General features: G+C 45.0%; 14 protein-coding genes. 8 read left to right on the forward strand and 6 right to left on the reverse strand.

The features are described from left to right. Positions 1-65 precede the first annotated feature (65 nt). From JFC08_RS01150 to JFC08_RS01160, 3 genes are all read left to right on the forward strand, one after another. Entirely contained in the window at positions 66-1,484 is a 1,419-nt protein-coding gene (locus JFC08_RS01150; RefSeq protein ID WP_198329395.1) for an anthranilate synthase component I family protein, read from the forward strand. Positions 1,485-1,517: 33 nt separating this feature from the next. Next, the gene (locus JFC08_RS01155) at positions 1,518-2,165 is read left to right on the forward strand and encodes an anthranilate synthase component II (protein WP_198329396.1); all 648 of its coding nucleotides are present in this window, start codon (positions 1,518-1,520) and stop codon (positions 2,163-2,165) included. A gap of 299 nt (positions 2,166-2,464) precedes the next feature. Beyond that, positions 2,465-3,412 (forward strand): DMT family transporter, encoded by a 948-nt coding sequence (locus JFC08_RS01160; RefSeq protein WP_198329397.1) that lies wholly within the window; start codon positions 2,465-2,467, stop codon positions 3,410-3,412. A gap of 166 nt (positions 3,413-3,578) precedes the next feature. On the opposite strand, the gene JFC08_RS01165 is transcribed toward JFC08_RS01160, so the two are convergent. From JFC08_RS01165 to JFC08_RS01180, 4 genes are all read right to left on the reverse strand, one after another. Beyond that, a complete protein-coding gene (locus tag JFC08_RS01165) occupies positions 3,579-4,322 on the reverse strand; it encodes an amino acid ABC transporter ATP-binding protein (protein WP_198329398.1) in 744 nt (247 codons plus the stop codon). A 91-nt stretch (positions 4,323-4,413) separates the two neighbouring features. Then, a complete protein-coding gene (locus JFC08_RS01170; RefSeq protein ID WP_276509871.1) occupies positions 4,414-5,151 on the reverse strand; it encodes an amino acid ABC transporter permease in 738 nt (245 codons plus the stop codon). Continuing rightward, positions 5,151-5,987 carry an amino acid ABC transporter substrate-binding protein gene (locus JFC08_RS01175; protein ID WP_045444411.1) on the reverse strand — a complete coding sequence of 279 codons (837 nt, stop codon included), beginning with the start codon at positions 5,985-5,987 and terminating at the stop codon, positions 5,151-5,153. The genes JFC08_RS01170 and JFC08_RS01175 overlap by 1 nt, the downstream gene beginning before the upstream one ends. Positions 5,988-6,301: 314 nt before the next feature. Then, on the reverse strand, positions 6,302-7,099 hold the full coding sequence (locus JFC08_RS01180; protein ID WP_198329399.1) for a UTRA domain-containing protein: 798 nt from the start codon (positions 7,097-7,099) through the stop codon (positions 6,302-6,304). 305 nt (positions 7,100-7,404) lie between these two features. On the opposite strand from JFC08_RS01180, the gene hutU reads away from it, so the two are divergent. From hutU to hutI, 4 genes are all read left to right on the forward strand, one after another. Beyond that, positions 7,405-9,123, forward strand: coding sequence for a urocanate hydratase (gene hutU, locus JFC08_RS01185; RefSeq protein ID WP_198329400.1), 1,719 nt, complete (start codon positions 7,405-7,407; stop codon positions 9,121-9,123). 62 nt (positions 9,124-9,185) lie between these two features. Next, positions 9,186-10,748, forward strand: coding sequence for a histidine ammonia-lyase (hutH, locus tag JFC08_RS01190; RefSeq protein ID WP_198329401.1), 1,563 nt, complete (start codon positions 9,186-9,188; stop codon positions 10,746-10,748). 23 nt (positions 10,749-10,771) lie between these two features. Beyond that, a complete protein-coding gene (gene hutG, locus JFC08_RS01195; RefSeq protein ID WP_198329402.1) occupies positions 10,772-11,836 on the forward strand; it encodes a formimidoylglutamase in 1,065 nt (354 codons plus the stop codon). A gap of 59 nt (positions 11,837-11,895) precedes the next feature. Beyond that, positions 11,896-13,236, forward strand: coding sequence for an imidazolonepropionase (hutI, locus tag JFC08_RS01200; RefSeq protein ID WP_198329403.1), 1,341 nt, complete (start codon positions 11,896-11,898; stop codon positions 13,234-13,236). A 179-nt stretch (positions 13,237-13,415) separates the two neighbouring features. Here the strand turns inward: hutI and JFC08_RS01205 are convergent, their stop codons facing one another. Further along, on the reverse strand, positions 13,416-14,000 hold the full coding sequence (locus tag JFC08_RS01205) for a PepSY domain-containing protein (protein ID WP_198329404.1): 585 nt from the start codon (positions 13,998-14,000) through the stop codon (positions 13,416-13,418). Positions 14,001-14,195: 195 nt separating this feature from the next. Next, the gene (gene gdhA, locus JFC08_RS01210; RefSeq protein WP_055124628.1) at positions 14,196-15,542 is read right to left on the reverse strand and encodes an NADP-specific glutamate dehydrogenase; all 1,347 of its coding nucleotides are present in this window, start codon (positions 15,540-15,542) and stop codon (positions 14,196-14,198) included. A gap of 636 nt (positions 15,543-16,178) precedes the next feature. Here gdhA and JFC08_RS01215 point away from each other — a divergent pair. Continuing rightward, positions 16,179-16,541, forward strand: coding sequence for a roadblock/LC7 domain-containing protein (locus tag JFC08_RS01215; protein WP_010201036.1), 363 nt, complete (start codon positions 16,179-16,181; stop codon positions 16,539-16,541). Positions 16,542-16,545: the final 4 nt, after the last annotated feature.

The raw sequence follows: 16,545 nt of genomic DNA on the forward strand, positions 1-16,545 counted from the left end.
AAACTAGAGTTTTAATTTGTCTTACTTTTTATTTGATCAACCATTGAACCAATTTGGATATTGTTATGACCTCTCCTAACTCAAAACCTAACCAACCTGCTGCTATTGACATTCCTAGTAAACCACAGCGCATTAAACTCACTCAGGATATTGATTTCTTTGCGTTGTTCAAACGTATTGAGCGCGCTTTTGAGACTTGTTATTTGCTCGAATCATTGGGCGAAGATGGACATATGGCGCGCCACCATGCCATTGGTTTCGACCCCGTTATGACCATTGCTGCCATCGATCGTACAACCCTCGCGATTACTGATAATAAAACTGCTGAAACTAGCCGTTATCAAACGGATAATCCTTACGAGCTACTGCGCAAAATTACGCCACAGCACGTCATTGCTCGCGACCAAAGCGGTGGTCTTGTCGGTTATTTGGGTTACGACAGTGTCAATTTCTTTGAACCCAGTCTCAATGCTAAAGCGAGCGATGACTTTGAACCGTTTAAATTTGGCGTATATTTGGATGGTTTGACGCTCGATAAGATGACCGGTGAGATTTTCTACTTTTACTATCCAACTGCGCAGCAAGAAAACCGTATCGAGCAAATCAAAGCGCTACTTGATGAGCAAATTCCAAACTATGAGCCGCCTACAGTTGAGTTTTTGGGTGATGGCATGAGTCAAGAAGAGCATGCCAAAGTCGTGATGCAAGTCAAAGAAGACATCATCTCAGGGCGTATCTTTCAGTGTGAGGTTGGCTTTAAATCCAAATACCGTATTGCCGGCGATAAAATGCCCATTTATGAGAAATTGCGGTCGGTCAATCCGTCGCCGCACATGTATTTTATGAAATTTGCCCAGCAGTGCATCATTGGTGCCTCGCCTGAACTGCTATTTCGCTTGCGCCAAGGTGAGATGGAAACCTATCCACTGGCCGGTACTGCCAAGCGCGGTGTCGATGTCATCGAAGACCGACAGCTTGCCCGTGCATTGCTCAACGATGCCAAAGAGATTGCCGAGCACAATATGCTAGTCGATTTGCATCGCAACGATATCGGCCGTGTGGCACAATTTGGCACCGTCAAAGTACGTAGTCTCATGGATATCAAACGCTTCTCTCACGTGCAACATATCTCGTCTGAAATCGTCGGAATCTTGCATCCTAATGAAGATATGTTTAGCGCCCTTGCCAGCAACTTCCCCGCTGGGACGTTGTCAGGCGCACCAAAAGTTGAAGCGATTAAAGTCATCAATGAGCTAGAACCAGATGGTCGCGGTGCTTATGGTGGTGCACTTGGATCGTTTAATTTCAATGGTGATTGTATTTTTGCCATTCCTATTCGCAGCCTATTCATCAATGGCGAATCCGCTTATGCGCAAACCTGTGGCGGCAATGTCTATGACTCCAATCCTGCTGATGAATATCTAGAAATTCAGCGTAAATTGTCTGCCATGAAAGTAGTTTTAGACAGCTTTATGAATCCGTAAATTGTGTATATTTTGCCAAAGAGTTGATAACCCATGAATGTTTTAATTATAGATAACTACGACTCGTTTACCTTTAATCTTTACCAATATATCGGCGAGATTTTACAGACGATGGACGGCGATAAAGCCGCAAACGTCATTGTTAAACGTAATAATGAGATAACGTTAGCAGATGTACAGGCCATGAATCTTGATCGCATTATCATTTCACCGGGCCCTGGCGCTCCTGACGACCCTGCCTACTTCGGTATTTGTGCCGAAGTAATTGAAGTCATGGGTAAGACGACGCCGTTATTGGGTGTCTGCTTAGGTATGCAAGGGATTGCGCATGTGTTCGGCGGCGATGTGGTACGGGCAAGCGTGCCGATGCATGGTAAGGTCTCATCGATTCGCCATGATGGCGCGGGTGTTTATCAAGGATTGCCGCAAGAGATTGAAATCATGCGTTACCATTCCTTGATGGTAAAAGCGGATACCTTACCAGATTGCTTGACTGTCACAGCTGTCGTCGCCAATAATTCTCATGCTGGGTTCAGCCTAACCGAATCTGCGCTAGCAGGTGAGGAGATTATGGGACTACAGCATAAAGACTATCCCATTCAAGGTGTGCAGTTTCACCCAGAGTCATTTGCGACGGAAGGTGCCAAACGCTTGCTGACGAATTTTTTACTACAAGTGTAAATCTTGATGCTTAAGTTTGGGGGATATGACACCAAAGAATAATAAGCTAAAGACATAAGCTAAAAACAAGCGTACCTCTAACTCAAATAAATTGAATTTTATGTCTAACTGACTTGTGTTCGAACTTAATTAACGCTTTAATGATAGACTGAAAACAACAAACAAAAGGCAGCCTTTAACAAGGTTGTCTTTTGTTATTTCAGCACAGTAATGAGCGACGAGTCAAAAAAAACACCCTTAACTAAAAAACTGACATAGCTTATTGTTTGGATTTTCTAGAAAATAAAATAGAGAGCGATATGGCAAATACCGATGGCGTAATGTCAGCACGGCAGTCATGGATAGGCACCATTCAAATCATCACGGCGGCGGTCTGCTGGGGTACGTTAGGGATATTTTCGACCTACCTCAATCAAATCGGCTTTAGTGGTTGGCAGATTACGATCTTACGTATCGTGACCGCGGCTTTTCTTATTCTTGTCATGCTACCAAAATTATGGCCGCATCTTATCAAGCTTCGTCGAAAGCAGTGGCTTGGACTGGCATTGCAGTCTTTGATTGGCGTACTTGGTATGTCAGTATGCTACTTTTTTGCTGTGATCTATGTCGGTGCTGGCCCTGCGGTTGCCTTGCTTTATACTGCACCTGTGTTTAGCTTATTGTTTTCGGCATTCTTGCTTGATGAATCTATCACTCGCCAGTCGGCATTACTGGCGCTCATGGCGGTATTTGGTGTTGGATTGACGATGTTGGGTGAGCAAGCGCAAGTCAACTGGGGCATCCTATTAGGACTGCTAGCAGGCGTCTGTTATTCCTTATACGGGGTACTGGGCAAGCGCGCGATGCACGATGCACACCCTGCGCCTTTGGTGTTTTTTACCTCTATTATCATCAGTGCTGGTGTACTGTTATTATTACCTGAAACCTATCAAACCTATGGGCAGTTATTGAACTTACCTTTACATACTTGGGGCTATGCCTTAGGGTTGTCTTTGATTGGAACCGTCGTGCCCTTTGCCCTTTATATGAAAGCATTAGAGAAATTACCTGCCACTCGTGCATCAGTATTTACGATTTTTGAGCCATTGACTGCCATTGCCCTTGCCATACTATTACTGCATCAATCCTTATCTTGGATTCAATATGTGGGCGTGGTATTAATCTTACTGGCAGCTTTATTTAATGCCATATTAAAAGGCACTGCCACTCGCGTACCACGCTGGCTAAAAAGACGACAAAGAATTTAGTGGTGACTTTTGATTATTTTAAATATTTTTATATCTGTATTATCAAACGAAAAAATCCCCAACTATATCGATATAGTCGGGGCTTTATTCTGCTTGACACTTTGCTTTAGAGGTAAGTATTTATGCCATAGACGGTTGCTAAATAACTTGGACTGTCTTGATGATATTACTGTTCAATACGCTGCAAAAAGGCCTGCGTACGTGGATGAGTAGACACTTCGAACATCTGCTTAGCGCTCCCTTCTTCGACCACATGACCATCCTCAATTAACACCACATGATCTGCCACATCACGAGCAAATTTAATCTCATGAGTCACAACGACCATCGTCCAGCCTTCAGATGCCAGTTGCTTCATCGTGCCCAGTACATCTTGTACCAATTCAGGATCGAGCGCAGACGTTGGCTCATCAAATAATAATAATGACGGCTTGATAGCCAGTGCACGAGCAATGCCAATACGTTGCTGCTGACCACCAGAGAGCTGGAACGGATACAGATCTGCCTTATCCGATAAGCCTACTTTATCAAGTAATGCCAGTGCCTGTTCGCGTGCTTGCGCCTTAGTTTGCCCTTGCACTACCGTCGGCCCAAGCATTAAATTCTCAATCGCGGTCTTGTGTGGAAACAAGTTATAAGATTGAAATACCATGCCTGATTTACGCTGCAGCGCCAGCAATGTTTTTTTCTTAGGCTTGGTAGCGAAGTCGACCGTTAAGCTACCATCATCAAAAGCAATGATGCCTTGATCAGGAATTTCCAGCGCATTCAAGCAGCGTAAAAAAGTGGTTTTACCAGACCCTGACGGTCCTAATATCACCACTACCTTGCCTTTTTCGATGGTCAAGTCGATGCCTTTAAGCACTTGATTGCCACCAAAAGCTTTGTGAATATTAGTGACTTGAATCATAAAGCTTCCTGTTGTACTGATATCTGTTTGCTAATAACACACGCTTATCGACGCGGTATTACCATCCTATACTGCCCCCATTATCAAGGGTTTATTTCGCCACGTAGCGATCAAGTCTGGTTTCAAGCTTACCTTGAATAAAGGTTAAGAACAGACAAATACCCCAATAAATAATCGCCGCTTCGGTGTAGACCAACATAAATTCATAGTTACGTGCCGTGATGATTTGCGCCTGCTTAAATAGCTCAGTCACCAATACCAATGACGCCAAAGAGGTGTCTTTTACTAGGCTAATAAAGGTATTGGATAACGGGGGTACTGACACCCGAAGTGCTTGCGGCAAAATCACGTGGCGAAAGGTTTGTAGATACGTCAAGCCTACGGTCGAGCCTGCTTCCCACTGCCCTTTTGGAATCGACAAAATAGAGGCACGCACCGTCTCCGATGCATACGCGCCAATATTGAGCGAAAAGGCAATAATCGCTGAGGGAAAAGGATCAAGCTTTACCCCGATACTTGGCAAGCCATAGAAAATAATAAATAGCTGAACCAGCATTGGTGTCCCGCGAATGGCAGACACATAAATACGGGCAAATCTGTATATGATTTCATGGAACCAGCCAGCACGCGGTACGATACGAATCAGCGCTACTGTCAGCGCAATAGACATACCAATCGCAAATGAGATCAACGCCAGCGGTATCGAATAATAAATACCGCCTTTGAGCATTGGCCAAAATGAATTGATGACAATTTGCGCCCGCGCAGGATCCATAAATGGTAGTAGTGCCAGTAACTCAGCTAGCATTGACGTGATAGACGCTAGCATTATTTTTGTTGACTTATATCAGCACCAAAGAACTCTTCGCTAAGCTTGGTCAGCGTCCCATCGGCTGCTAATGCGGCCATTGCTTCATTTAGTTTTGCCACCACAGCGTCATCCCCTTTGATGAGTACTAAACCTGAACCAGTCTGCTCACTCGCAGGCGCTGTCAGTTTGATTTCAAGTGCTGCATCTGGGAATTTTTTGAGATAATCCAATACTGCCAGATTGTCATTCATCGTGAAGTCAGCACGGTCTTGCTTAACCAGTTGAATCGCTTGCGCCATACCATCGACAGGGACGATTTCTGCGCCGTAGCGTTCTGCAAGCTCACCATAGTTGCTGCTCAGTGATTGCGCAGTACGCAGACCTTTTAAACCTTCCCACGAGCTATAGCGATTGTCATCAGTCGGTGCTAGTACAACCGCGCCCGACCAGCTATAAGGCATGGCTTTGTCATACTTAGCCAAACGCTCAGGCGTGGTCAAGCTTACTTGATTGGCCACCATATCGAAGCGTTTTGAGTCAAGACCTGCCAGCATAGCATCCCACTGGGTCTCTTTAAATTCGACGTCTACGCCTAGTTTATCTGCAACCGCACGTGTCACTTCGACATCATAGCCAGTTAGCTTGCCACTCTCATCATGATAAGTGAATGGCGGATAAGTACCCTCTGTACCGACGTTGATGGTGCCACCATTATTGATACGTTGCAGCAAATCAGAGCCACCCGTCGCGGCACTGTCTGTCGCATTGGTTTCTGCTTCATTGGTAGTAGACTGACCACAAGCGGCAAGTAGCATAGTACTGGCGGCAAGTGCTAAAAGAGTACGACGTTTCATAAGACGTCCTTATAAGAGTGAATGAATAATGCAAAAAGGTATCGTGCCAATAAAACCATAGCAACAAATAAGGATAAGACCAGCACAGGCAAATACTATAATAAAGTATTTGCGCCGCATTATTTAGCTTTGGCTGCTCGATTTGAGGATGATCAGCATATTTTTCAATACTGTTTCTATATTATCTTTGAATTTTTGGACATTTTTTAGGCAGATATTAACGTTATTATTGCCGATTAAATAGCCATTTATTCGTATACTAACGCACTTCAGAAAGAATAAACGTACAAAAACAGTGAGCATGCGTAAGACTATTATAATTCACCGGAGAATTGATAGCGATCGCCTGCATGCCACATCTTCACAAAGGTCAATACTCGACCTGCTGAATACGTCTGACGACGCAATACCAATGTCGGCGATTGCGGTGCGATTTGCAGTAGCGCGGCAATCTCATCTGGTGCCGCTAGTGCACGAATGGTATAGCGACCACGCTCTAGTGGACTTTTGGCAATGAGATAATCACTGGTATTGACCACACTAAAATCCTGCTCAATAAATTCTGGCACCTTTTGCGCATCCACCCAGCGCTCTTCGAACTGTATGGGCTGACCATCCGCAAAGTGAATGATTTTTACCTCGTATAAAACAGCAACGTCGCTACTACTATCTGCGCCAGTACTGTCATCCATCACGGTTGTATCAGCGTTTGTGTTAGCGCTTGTATTAGAAGACACAGCTACTTCATTAATATCAAATTTACGCCGTAATTCATCATCCAACATCGCAGCCGTAAGTATGCGTTTACTCACCACTTGCGCCTGATAATCACGGTTGGCAGATTTTAAATCCTGCGCGATATTACGCACTTCTACAAAAGTGTGATTGAACTGCTGCTGGGCGACAAACGTCCCCGACCCTTGCCGACGCTCTAGCACTCGCTCTTCGCTCAGCTCTTTTAGAGCGCGATTGACCGTCATACGCGATACGCCAAACTCTTTTGCCAACGCCATTTCTGTAGAAATTGCATTACCCGCTTGCCATTTACCCGAGTGAATATTGTCTAATATGGCGTTTTTTATGCGCTGATATGCCGGAATCGTCTTTGTCATGTCCGTGTTTAACCGTTAATTTCACCAATAAGAGTAGCGCCATAATATCACGAGATAACGTCATGAACCTTGTCAAAACACTGTGACATTTATCTATCTACCAAAATCCTCATAAAAATAATTGAGTCATTTATAAAAAATTGCTTGCATGAAAAAAGTATCTTTGATAATTTGTATATACAACTTTACGACAGTGCTAAAAAATCTGCGTCATCTAATCAATATTTCGCTGAATTTATAGACTGACGGTAAAACACTTACTTTGATTACTTTATCGTCTTAACAGATATCACAAGGATATGATAATGACTACTGACCATGGAACCAATAAAGAGACTAAGCTGACTCGCCGTGATGAGAGCCGCGAAATCGCCGCGCCCACTGGCAATACTCTACATTGCAAAAGCTGGCTGACCGAAGCACCTTATCGCATGCTGCAAAACAATTTGCATCCTGATGTGGCTGAGAACCCAAAAAGCCTCGTGGTCTATGGTGGTATCGGACGCGCAGCCCGCAATTGGGAAAGCTATGATCAAATCCTAGCGTCATTAAAAGAATTGGAAGACGATGAGACGTTGCTCGTGCAATCAGGCAAGCCTGTTGGCGTGTTTCAAACACACGAAAATGCGCCGCGCGTATTGATTGCAAACTCTAACCTTGTACCACGCTGGGCTACGTGGGAGCACTTTAACGAGCTCGATCGCAAAGACTTGATGATGTATGGTCAAATGACCGCGGGTAGCTGGATTTATATTGGCACCCAAGGCATCGTCCAAGGTACTTACGAGACCTTTGTAGAAGCAGGTCGTCAGCATTATGATGGTAGCTGGGCAGGACGTTGGATTTTAACCGCTGGTCTTGGTGGCATGGGCGGCGCGCAGCCACTTGCGGCTACTTTTGCAGGGGCAACTTCACTGAACATTGAGTGCCAACAGTCTAGTATCGATTTCCGCTTACGTACTGGTTATGTCGATAAGCAAGCCGATGATCTCGACCATGCTTACGAGCTCATCAAACAGCATACCGACGCAGGTGAAGCGGTCTCTATTGCCCTACTTGGTAATGCAGCAGACATCTTACCTGAGATGGTCAAGCGTGCGCACGATGGTGGCATGAAGCCTGATTTGGTCACCGATCAAACCTCAGCGCATGATTTGATCAATGGCTATCTACCAAGTGGCTGGACAGTGGAAGCATGGAAAGCTGCCCAAGAAGATTCAGGGCAACATGCAGCATTAACCAAAGCCGCCGCTCAGTCTTGTGCCGTACACGTACAGGCGATGCTAGATTTACAAGCAATGGACATTCCAACGACTGATTATGGTAATAATATCCGTCAGGTGGCTTTTGATGAAGGCGTTAAAGATGCCTTTAATTTCCCAGGTTTTGTCCCCGCTTATATTCGTCCGCTGTTTTGCCAAGGTAAAGGCCCATTTCGCTGGGTGGCGCTGTCAGGCGATCCAGAAGATATCTACAAAACCGATCAAAAAATCAAAGAGCTGTTCCCTGAAAATCAACATATCCATCGCTGGTTAGATATGGCAAAAGAGCGCATTCAGTTTCAGGGTTTGCCTGCCCGTATCTGCTGGTTAGGATTGGGTGAGCGTGACAAAGCAGGGCTCGCATTCAATGAAATGGTCAAAAACGGCGAGCTAAAAGGCCCTATTGTCATTGGTCGTGACCATTTAGACACAGGCTCAGTGGCTAGTCCAAATCGCGAAACAGAAAGCATGAAAGACGGCTCAGATGCGGTATCTGACTGGGCATTATTGAATGGTATGCTCAACGTGGCAGGTGGTGCCACTTGGGTGTCATTGCATCATGGCGGCGGCGTTGGCATGGGCTACTCGCAGCACTCAGGCATGGTCATCGTCGCAGACGGTACTGATGCCGCTGCCAAACGCTTAGCACGGGTACTGGTCAACGATTGCGGTTCAGGGGTTATGCGTCATGCCGATGCAGGTTATGAGCTAGCGATCAAAACAGCGAAAGATTATGGTCTAAATTTGCCGATGATTAAATAATTCGAATCATTTTACTTTATAAAAATAAATAGCCAGATAACTATGCAACTAGGATTACCCCTATGAACGATATCAAACAATTAACGCTACACCCTCGCCAGCTTAGCTTTAAAATGCTACGTGATATCTACGAGCAGGCTGTCATATTGACACTGCCCGAGAGTGCTTATAAGGCCATCGATGCCTCACATGAAGATGTGCGTACGATTATTGCCCGAGACAAAAGCGCCTATGGTATCAATACGGGCTTTGGCCTCTTGGCAAAGACGCGTATCAGTGACGACCAACTTGAGCTACTTCAGCGCAACCTGATCGTTTCTCACTCAGTGGGCACTGGTGAAGCACTTCCTGCAGGCGTAGTACGACTGATTATGGTCATGAAAGTGGCCAGCCTAGCACAAGGTTTCTCTGGTGTACGCCGCAAGGTAGTAGATAGTTTACTGGCCTTAATAAACAACCAAATCACGCCAAATATCCCAGCCAAAGGATCAGTTGGCGCCTCTGGTGACTTAGCCCCTTTGTCACACATGACGCTTGCGATGATGGGCGAAGGCGATGTCTTTGTTGGTGGTAAAAAAGTGCCTGCCGCTGATGCCCTAGCTCAGCATGGACTTGAGCCTATTACTCTTGCAGCCAAAGAAGGCCTCGCACTTATCAACGGCACGCAAGTCTCAACAGCATTAGCATTACGGGGTTATTTCTTAGCGCGTGACTTGCTGGAGACCGCCACCATTGTAGGCTCACTGTCGATTGATGCTGCCAAAGGATCGGACTCACCATTTGATGCCCGTATTCACGAAGTACGTGGGCATCATGGTCAAATTGAAATCGCCAAAGCACACCGTCAACTCATTAAAGGCAGTGCGATTCGCGCCTCGCATGACGGCGAGCAGGATGACCGAGTACAAGATCCTTACTGCCTGCGTTGTCAGCCGCAAGTCATGGGTGCCTGTCTTGATATCATCAATCAAGCAGGTAAAACGCTACTAATCGAATCCAATGCGGTGACCGACAACCCACTTATTTTTAATAATGAAGATGGCCCAGTCGCTATTTCAGGTGGTAACTTCCATGCTGAGCCAGTCGCTTTTGCCGCTGATATTCTGGCCTTGGCAATCGCCGAGATTGGCTCTATGTCTGAGCGCCGTGTCGCTTTGCTAATCGATGCGACGCTGTCAGGTGGTCTGCCGCCGTTCTTGGTCGACAATGCTGGGGTGAACTCAGGCTTTATGATCGCCCATGTGACCGCAGCCGCGCTTGCCTCAGAAAACAAGTCTATCGCTCATCCGGGTAGCGTTGACAGTATCCCGACCTCCGCCAATCAGGAAGATCATGTGTCTATGGCGACCTATTGCGCACGCCGCCTATATGAGATGGCACAGAATACTGCCACTATCATCGGTATTGAGCTACTGGCTGCCGGTCAAGGGATTGATTTTCATCGCGGATTAGAGACTTCAGAGCCTTTAACAGTGGCACATAAGAAACTGCGTGAGAAGGTGACTTTCTATGATAAAGACCGCTACCTAGCGCCTGATATCGAAGCGGCCAAGCAGTTGGTATTAGACGGTACGCTTGCTGAACATTGGCAGTCACTACGCAGCGATTGGTACGAGTCTAAATAAATATTGATGTGCGGAGAGCAGTGATGACAATAGCGATAACAACAGCACCGAATACCACACCCATTGGCCATACACCTGCTGACATGACCGAGTGGACAGGTCGTGCAGAGCCATTTGAGACTACGCGTGCCCGCTATTGGTACCAGCTTGCTCAGCCTTACGAGGATCAAAATATTGGGCTAATCGGCTTTGCATGTGATCAAGGGGTTAGGCGCAATCAAGGCCGCGTGGGTGCACGAGCTGCCCCGCCGCTGATTCGCCGAGCGTTTGCGACACTGCCAGTCATTGCGCCATTGCAAATACGATATGACAATCAACTGGCAACATTGCTAGGTGATGCAGGCGATATCTATTGTCATGACGATGATGACTTTGCTGCGCACACTCTTGAGCAAGCTCAGCTCAAATATGCGGATAAAGTGAGCGCTATCGTCAAACAAGGCGGCTTACCCATCGGGCTTGGCGGTGGTCATGCCATCGCTTATGGTAGCTTTTTGGGATTGTGGCAGGCATTAGAAAATGAAAGCGAAGCAAATGCCACGCCTACCATCAGCATCATTAATTTTGACGCCCATCTTGATATTCGTCAATCTGATGTGGCGACTTCTGGTACACCGTTTCGCCAAATTGCCGAGCATCTTGACGCACATGTTCAGCCCTTTCATTATTGCTGCATTGGCGTCAGTCGGTTCTCTAACACGGCGGCGCTGTTTGATCGTGCTGAGCAATTGGGCGTGCATATCATCAGTGATGAAGACTGCCATTATCAGCCTTGGCAGATACTTGCCGATCAGGTTATAAGCTTTATCAATCAAGTTGATGTGGTTTATCTGACCATCGATATGGACTGCTTGCCTGCCAGTGTTGTGCCCGGTGTGAGTGCCCCAGCGGCTTATGGTATTGGGCTTGGTTTTGTTGAACGCATGGTAAAAACCATTATGGCTACTGGTAAAGTAAAAATGGCCGACATTGCCGAGATTAATCCCACCTTTGATATTGATGCGCGTAGCTGCAAAGTTGCGGCAAGACTATTAGCGACTATTATAGAGCAGCATTTACTGACTCTACAAATAAAGACTTATGAATAAAACTTTAAAGATAAATTTTATATATTCACCTGACTATCAGTATTAAGCAGGAGCTTATTATGAACAACTCTAGCGCACAGATACTCGACAAATCTATCAATACTACAGATGATAAAGACATCCTAACATCGTTTGACCACATCATTATCAATGCCAATCTTGCGACTTTTTCAGTGCAGTATGGTTTTGGCATGTCTACAGATGAACATACAAATAGCATCCCATATGGTCAATTAAACAATGCTGCTATCGGTATTAAAAATGGCAGCATTGCTTGGATTGGTGAGCACAATCAAATCACTGCTCATCTGACTCACTATCAAGACCACCAAATCACAGACGTAGATGGTAAATGGATAACTCCTGGACTTATCGACTGTCACACTCATATCGTCTATGGTGGCAATCGCAGTAACGAGTTTGAGGCACGTTTGCAAGGCGCTAGTTATCAAGACATTGCGGCACAAGGTGGCGGTATCGTCTCAACTGTCACTGCCACCCGCGCTGCCAATATTGAATCGCTATTTGCACAAAGTGAAAAACGGTTGCTTGCACTGATGAAAGAAGGCGTGACCAGTATCGAAATCAAATCGGGCTACGGCTTAGATTTAGATACTGAACGCAAAATGCTCACGGTTGCTCGCCAGCTTGGTGACAAGCACAATATCCATGTGAGCACCTCTTATCTAGCAGCGCATGCCCTACCACCTGAATACAAATCTCACATGCAGGACCGCTCGGATGACTATATCGAGCAAGTGTGCGATTGGCTACCGATACTACATTCAGAAGGTTTAGTCGATGCGGTCGACGGCTTTTGTGAAAATATTGCCTTTAGCACTGAGCAAATCAGACGCGTTTTTGAAGTCGCGCGCTCATTAAACATTCCAGTTAAACTGCACTCTGAGCAATTATCTGACATAGGCGGAAGTGCATTGGTTGCCGAATATAAAGGGTTATCAAGCGACCATTTAGAGCATTTATCAGCAGACGACATCAAAAAAATGGCGGCCAGTGATACCGTTGCCGTTCTATTGCCCGGTGCATTTTATACCCTGCGGGATACCAAGTTGCCACCTATTGAGGCATTACGAAGACACCAAGTACCCATGGCTATTTCTACTGATTGTAATCCTGGCACTTCACCGCTTACCTCATTATTGCTTGCGATGAACATGGGCTGTACGCTATTTTACTTAACCACTGAAGAGGTACTGGCAGGGGCAACTGTTTATGCAGCACAAGCGCTGGGATTGTCTAATAAAGGCAAAATAGAGATTGGCTGTGATGCAGATTTAGTCCTATGGGATATCGCCCGCCCTGCGGATTTGGCTTATCAGATGGGACTAAACCCTATTAACGGCATTATGGTTCAAGGCAAGTGGCGTGAGACGGTATAGCGAACTTATCTAACTACTCACATTAAAAAAGCCCCAGTCATTGAATGATTGGGGCTTTTTTAAAAATAAATGCACAGCTTTGCTATCCCATTTTCAAAAAACTGAGTAGTAAGAAAAACGACTATTAGCGATACCTGTCTGTCTGTCTATCTATCTGTATGTATGTCTAACTTACTTAGCTATTTCTTAAACTTATTGTTGAATACACTGCCAGTATTGGCATCAACATTTAGCCAAACGATACTATTACCTTTGAGGATATCAGCTTCATAATAGGACGCATGATCACTATAATCTCGGTCGTTTTTAAACTCAATCTCGATAACACGGCCGCCCGATTGTTTTTCAGCAATTTTCATTGCCTGTTTAACATCAATCTTCGCTTGTTTAAGTGCCTTATAATCTACCAGATCATCACTGTCTAATCGTTCCACATCCGTACTAATCACTCTACCATTCATGGCGTCAATTTTGATTTCATAGTTTCGGCTACTGGTTACAAATTCCATCTCATACACACCGCCTTGCGCTTTATCATCATCGTGATCAAAGCTGGCACTCATCAATAGACCAGATGACTTTTTCGCCGCAATATTTATTGCTTGTTGTAAGCTTATTCTGCTGGCTTTGGCGGCTTGCACCTCACTTGCTAGCGGTTGCTGCGTAGAGGCATAGATTGTCGTAGTTAACATAGCCGCACCCACTACTACTGCAGCACGAGTACCCAAAGTCGTTAGCGAAAATGGCTTGAAAATCTTGCTCATAACGGTCTCCACAAAATTAATCTTATTGAGTGTTCTAAAATTATTATCTTTTAAAAAACACACATTATCAATAGGTCAATCGTATCACTTCATAAAAACCACTTTGACTGTTCACGGTAGGGTTCATCCATAAAAAACGCGCCTATCGTTAAAACAGACGCGTTATTCGTTAATAGGTGGCTATGATAAAAATGCTTAGTTTAAAATACCGTAAGCAACTAATGCATCGGCAACTCGTTTAAAGCCAACGATATTTGCACCAGCCATATAGTTGATATAGCCATTATCCGTTTGACCATACTGTTCTGAGGCATCAGCTGCGCAGTCATGGATATTTCTCATGATATTTTTGAGGCGCAAGTCGATTTGCTCAAAGCTCTTATACTGACGGACTGAGTTTTGTGACATCTCAAGCGCAGAGACTGCTACACCGCCCGCGTTGGCGGCTTTACCTGGGGCATAATGCACCCGGTGCAAACGAATATAGTCGATGGCTTCAGCAGTCAATGGCATGTTGGCACCTTCGACAACGTATGTGATGCCATTTTCCACCATGAGCTTGGCATCTTCTTCATTGACTTCGTTTTGCGTCGCAGATGGAATCGCGATATCGCCTTTGAATTGCCACGGCTTTTGCTTCGCAAACCACTCTCCACCATAAACATCGACGTACTCAGCCAACGGTTTGCTTTTTGCTTTTTGCGCCTTGAGCCAATCAATTTTTTCTTGATTCAGACCCGCTTCATCATACAAAGTCCCTTGTGAGTCTGACACAGTGACGACGATGCCACCCAGCATATGGGCTTTTTCAGCAGCATGTAATGAGACGTTACCAGCACCTGAAACCAATACTCTTTTACCTTTGATATCGTCATTTTGCGCCGTAAGCATGTTTTCTAAGAAATACACCGCGCCATAACCTGTCGCCTCAGTACGCATCAAACTACCACCGAAGCCAACGCCTTTACCGGTCAAAACGCCGCCGTATTCGTGCGTTAAATTCTTATACATAGCAAACATATAGCTGACTTCACGCCCACCCACGCCAATGTCACCAGCGGGTACATCGATGTCTTTATTCACATAGTGATGTAGTTCACGCATAAAGGCATAGCAAAAACGGCGGATTTCACTGTCTGTTTTGCCTTTGGGATCAAAATCAGAGCCACCTTTACCGCCGCCCATTGGCAATCCAGTCAAAGCGTTTTTGAATATTTGCTCAAAGCCTAAAAACTTCAAAACAGATTGGTTGACAGTCGGATGAAATCTCACGCCACCTTTATAAGGACCTAACGCATTGCTGAACTGGACACGCCAGCCGCGGTTAACCTGAACTTCACCTTGGTCATTTTCCCAGTTAATACGAAAAGCAATAACGCGGTCAGGCTCAACGAGGCGCTCAAATATCTTAAAAGTATCATATTCTGGGTGGGCGTCGTATAACGGCGCAATCGTAATTGCAACTTCTTTTACCGCTTGAACGAATTCAGGTTGATGGGCGTAACGCGCTTCGACTTTTTCGATGGCCTGACTGATACTCATATCTTTTCCTTAGGGTAAAAATGGTGATCGTGCTTACTTACACCGATGTCACATCGTATGACAACAAACGAGAGGATTGTAGACACTGGTGTAAAACTGAAATTGCCCCGACACGCTGGCTTGTGTAGAGACAAATGGGATTAAAAAAGCTGACTGAATTTATGCCTAGATGCCACATTCAGAGACAAGAACATTTTTTATCCCATAATATATATCATTTTTGAGGCGTATAAGTCTAGTAAATATCACCATCATGAAAAGTTATAAGCGATTTTTATTGGCACAGTCTAGAGTGCGCCTTTGCATAGCACCTTGAGACACCGACTGATGAGCTTACAGATCTCATTGATTGTGCTAAAAATAGTCCTGTATTACTAAAAAATTTTCGTTTTTCTAATCGGTCAATAAATCAAATATTAATGGAAATTTGTGTATTGATAACCGTTAAGTAAAGACGAAGGGTCAATAATCAACACCAAACGGTATAAAAAACCCAAAAACTTGGCTTTTTGCTCGAGCTGATGTATATCAATATTAACAGCAAGGGTTTATAATAGCCGACTTAGTCAACATTTATTCTCCACCATTACTAACTGTTATTTGATTAATTGAATAACCCGTCATAGAGAAAGCGATATGCGTACAGATTCATTCCAGCAAATCTTGGAAGACCTAAACAGCTCATCAGCCGATGTTGAAGCATCTGCCCTTATTTCTAACGATGGTCTGATGATTGCCTCAGCACTACCAACGGGCGTTGATGAAGACCGTGTTGGCGCTATGTCAGCGGCTTTATTGTCATTGGGTGACCGCGCAGGTCGTGAGTTGGCACGTGGTAGTATCGATCGTATTATGATTCAAGGTGAAAAAGGCTACGTGATTATGACCTCATCTGGAGATGAAGCGGTACTTACCATTATGGCAAAACCGAATGCAAAACTTGGTTTGATATTCTTAGATATCAAGCGTGCCTCAGAAGCCCTTGCAAAACTTATCTAATTGG

The organism is Psychrobacter cibarius (assembly GCF_016107535.1).
GTDB lineage: Bacteria > Pseudomonadota > Gammaproteobacteria > Pseudomonadales > Moraxellaceae > Psychrobacter > Psychrobacter cibarius.

Bases quoted from the DNA above. Each gene is read 5' to 3' on its own strand.
- JFC08_RS01170 (WP_276509871.1), bottom strand. From the start codon at position 5,151: ATGCTAGCGTCTATCACGTCAATGCTAGCTGAGTTACTGGCACTACTA.
- hutI (WP_198329403.1), top strand. From the start codon at position 11,896: ATGAACAACTCTAGCGCACAGATACTCGACAAATCTATCAATACTACA.
- JFC08_RS01180 (WP_198329399.1), bottom strand. From the start codon at position 7,099: ATGACAAAGACGATTCCGGCATATCAGCGCATAAAAAACGCCATATTA.
- hutG (WP_198329402.1), top strand. From the start codon at position 10,772: ATGACAATAGCGATAACAACAGCACCGAATACCACACCCATTGGCCAT.
- JFC08_RS01155 (WP_198329396.1), top strand. From the start codon at position 1,518: ATGAATGTTTTAATTATAGATAACTACGACTCGTTTACCTTTAATCTT.
- gdhA (WP_055124628.1), bottom strand. From the start codon at position 15,542: ATGAGTATCAGTCAGGCCATCGAAAAAGTCGAAGCGCGTTACGCCCAT.
- JFC08_RS01150 (WP_198329395.1), top strand. From the start codon at position 66: ATGACCTCTCCTAACTCAAAACCTAACCAACCTGCTGCTATTGACATT.
- JFC08_RS01215 (WP_010201036.1), top strand. From the start codon at position 16,179: ATGCGTACAGATTCATTCCAGCAAATCTTGGAAGACCTAAACAGCTCA.
- JFC08_RS01160 (WP_198329397.1), top strand. From the start codon at position 2,465: ATGGCAAATACCGATGGCGTAATGTCAGCACGGCAGTCATGGATAGGC.
- JFC08_RS01165 (WP_198329398.1), bottom strand. From the start codon at position 4,322: ATGATTCAAGTCACTAATATTCACAAAGCTTTTGGTGGCAATCAAGTG.
- hutU (WP_198329400.1), top strand. From the start codon at position 7,405: ATGACTACTGACCATGGAACCAATAAAGAGACTAAGCTGACTCGCCGT.
- JFC08_RS01175 (WP_045444411.1), bottom strand. From the start codon at position 5,987: ATGAAACGTCGTACTCTTTTAGCACTTGCCGCCAGTACTATGCTACTT.
- JFC08_RS01205 (WP_198329404.1), bottom strand. From the start codon at position 14,000: ATGAGCAAGATTTTCAAGCCATTTTCGCTAACGACTTTGGGTACTCGT.
- hutH (WP_198329401.1), top strand. From the start codon at position 9,186: ATGAACGATATCAAACAATTAACGCTACACCCTCGCCAGCTTAGCTTT.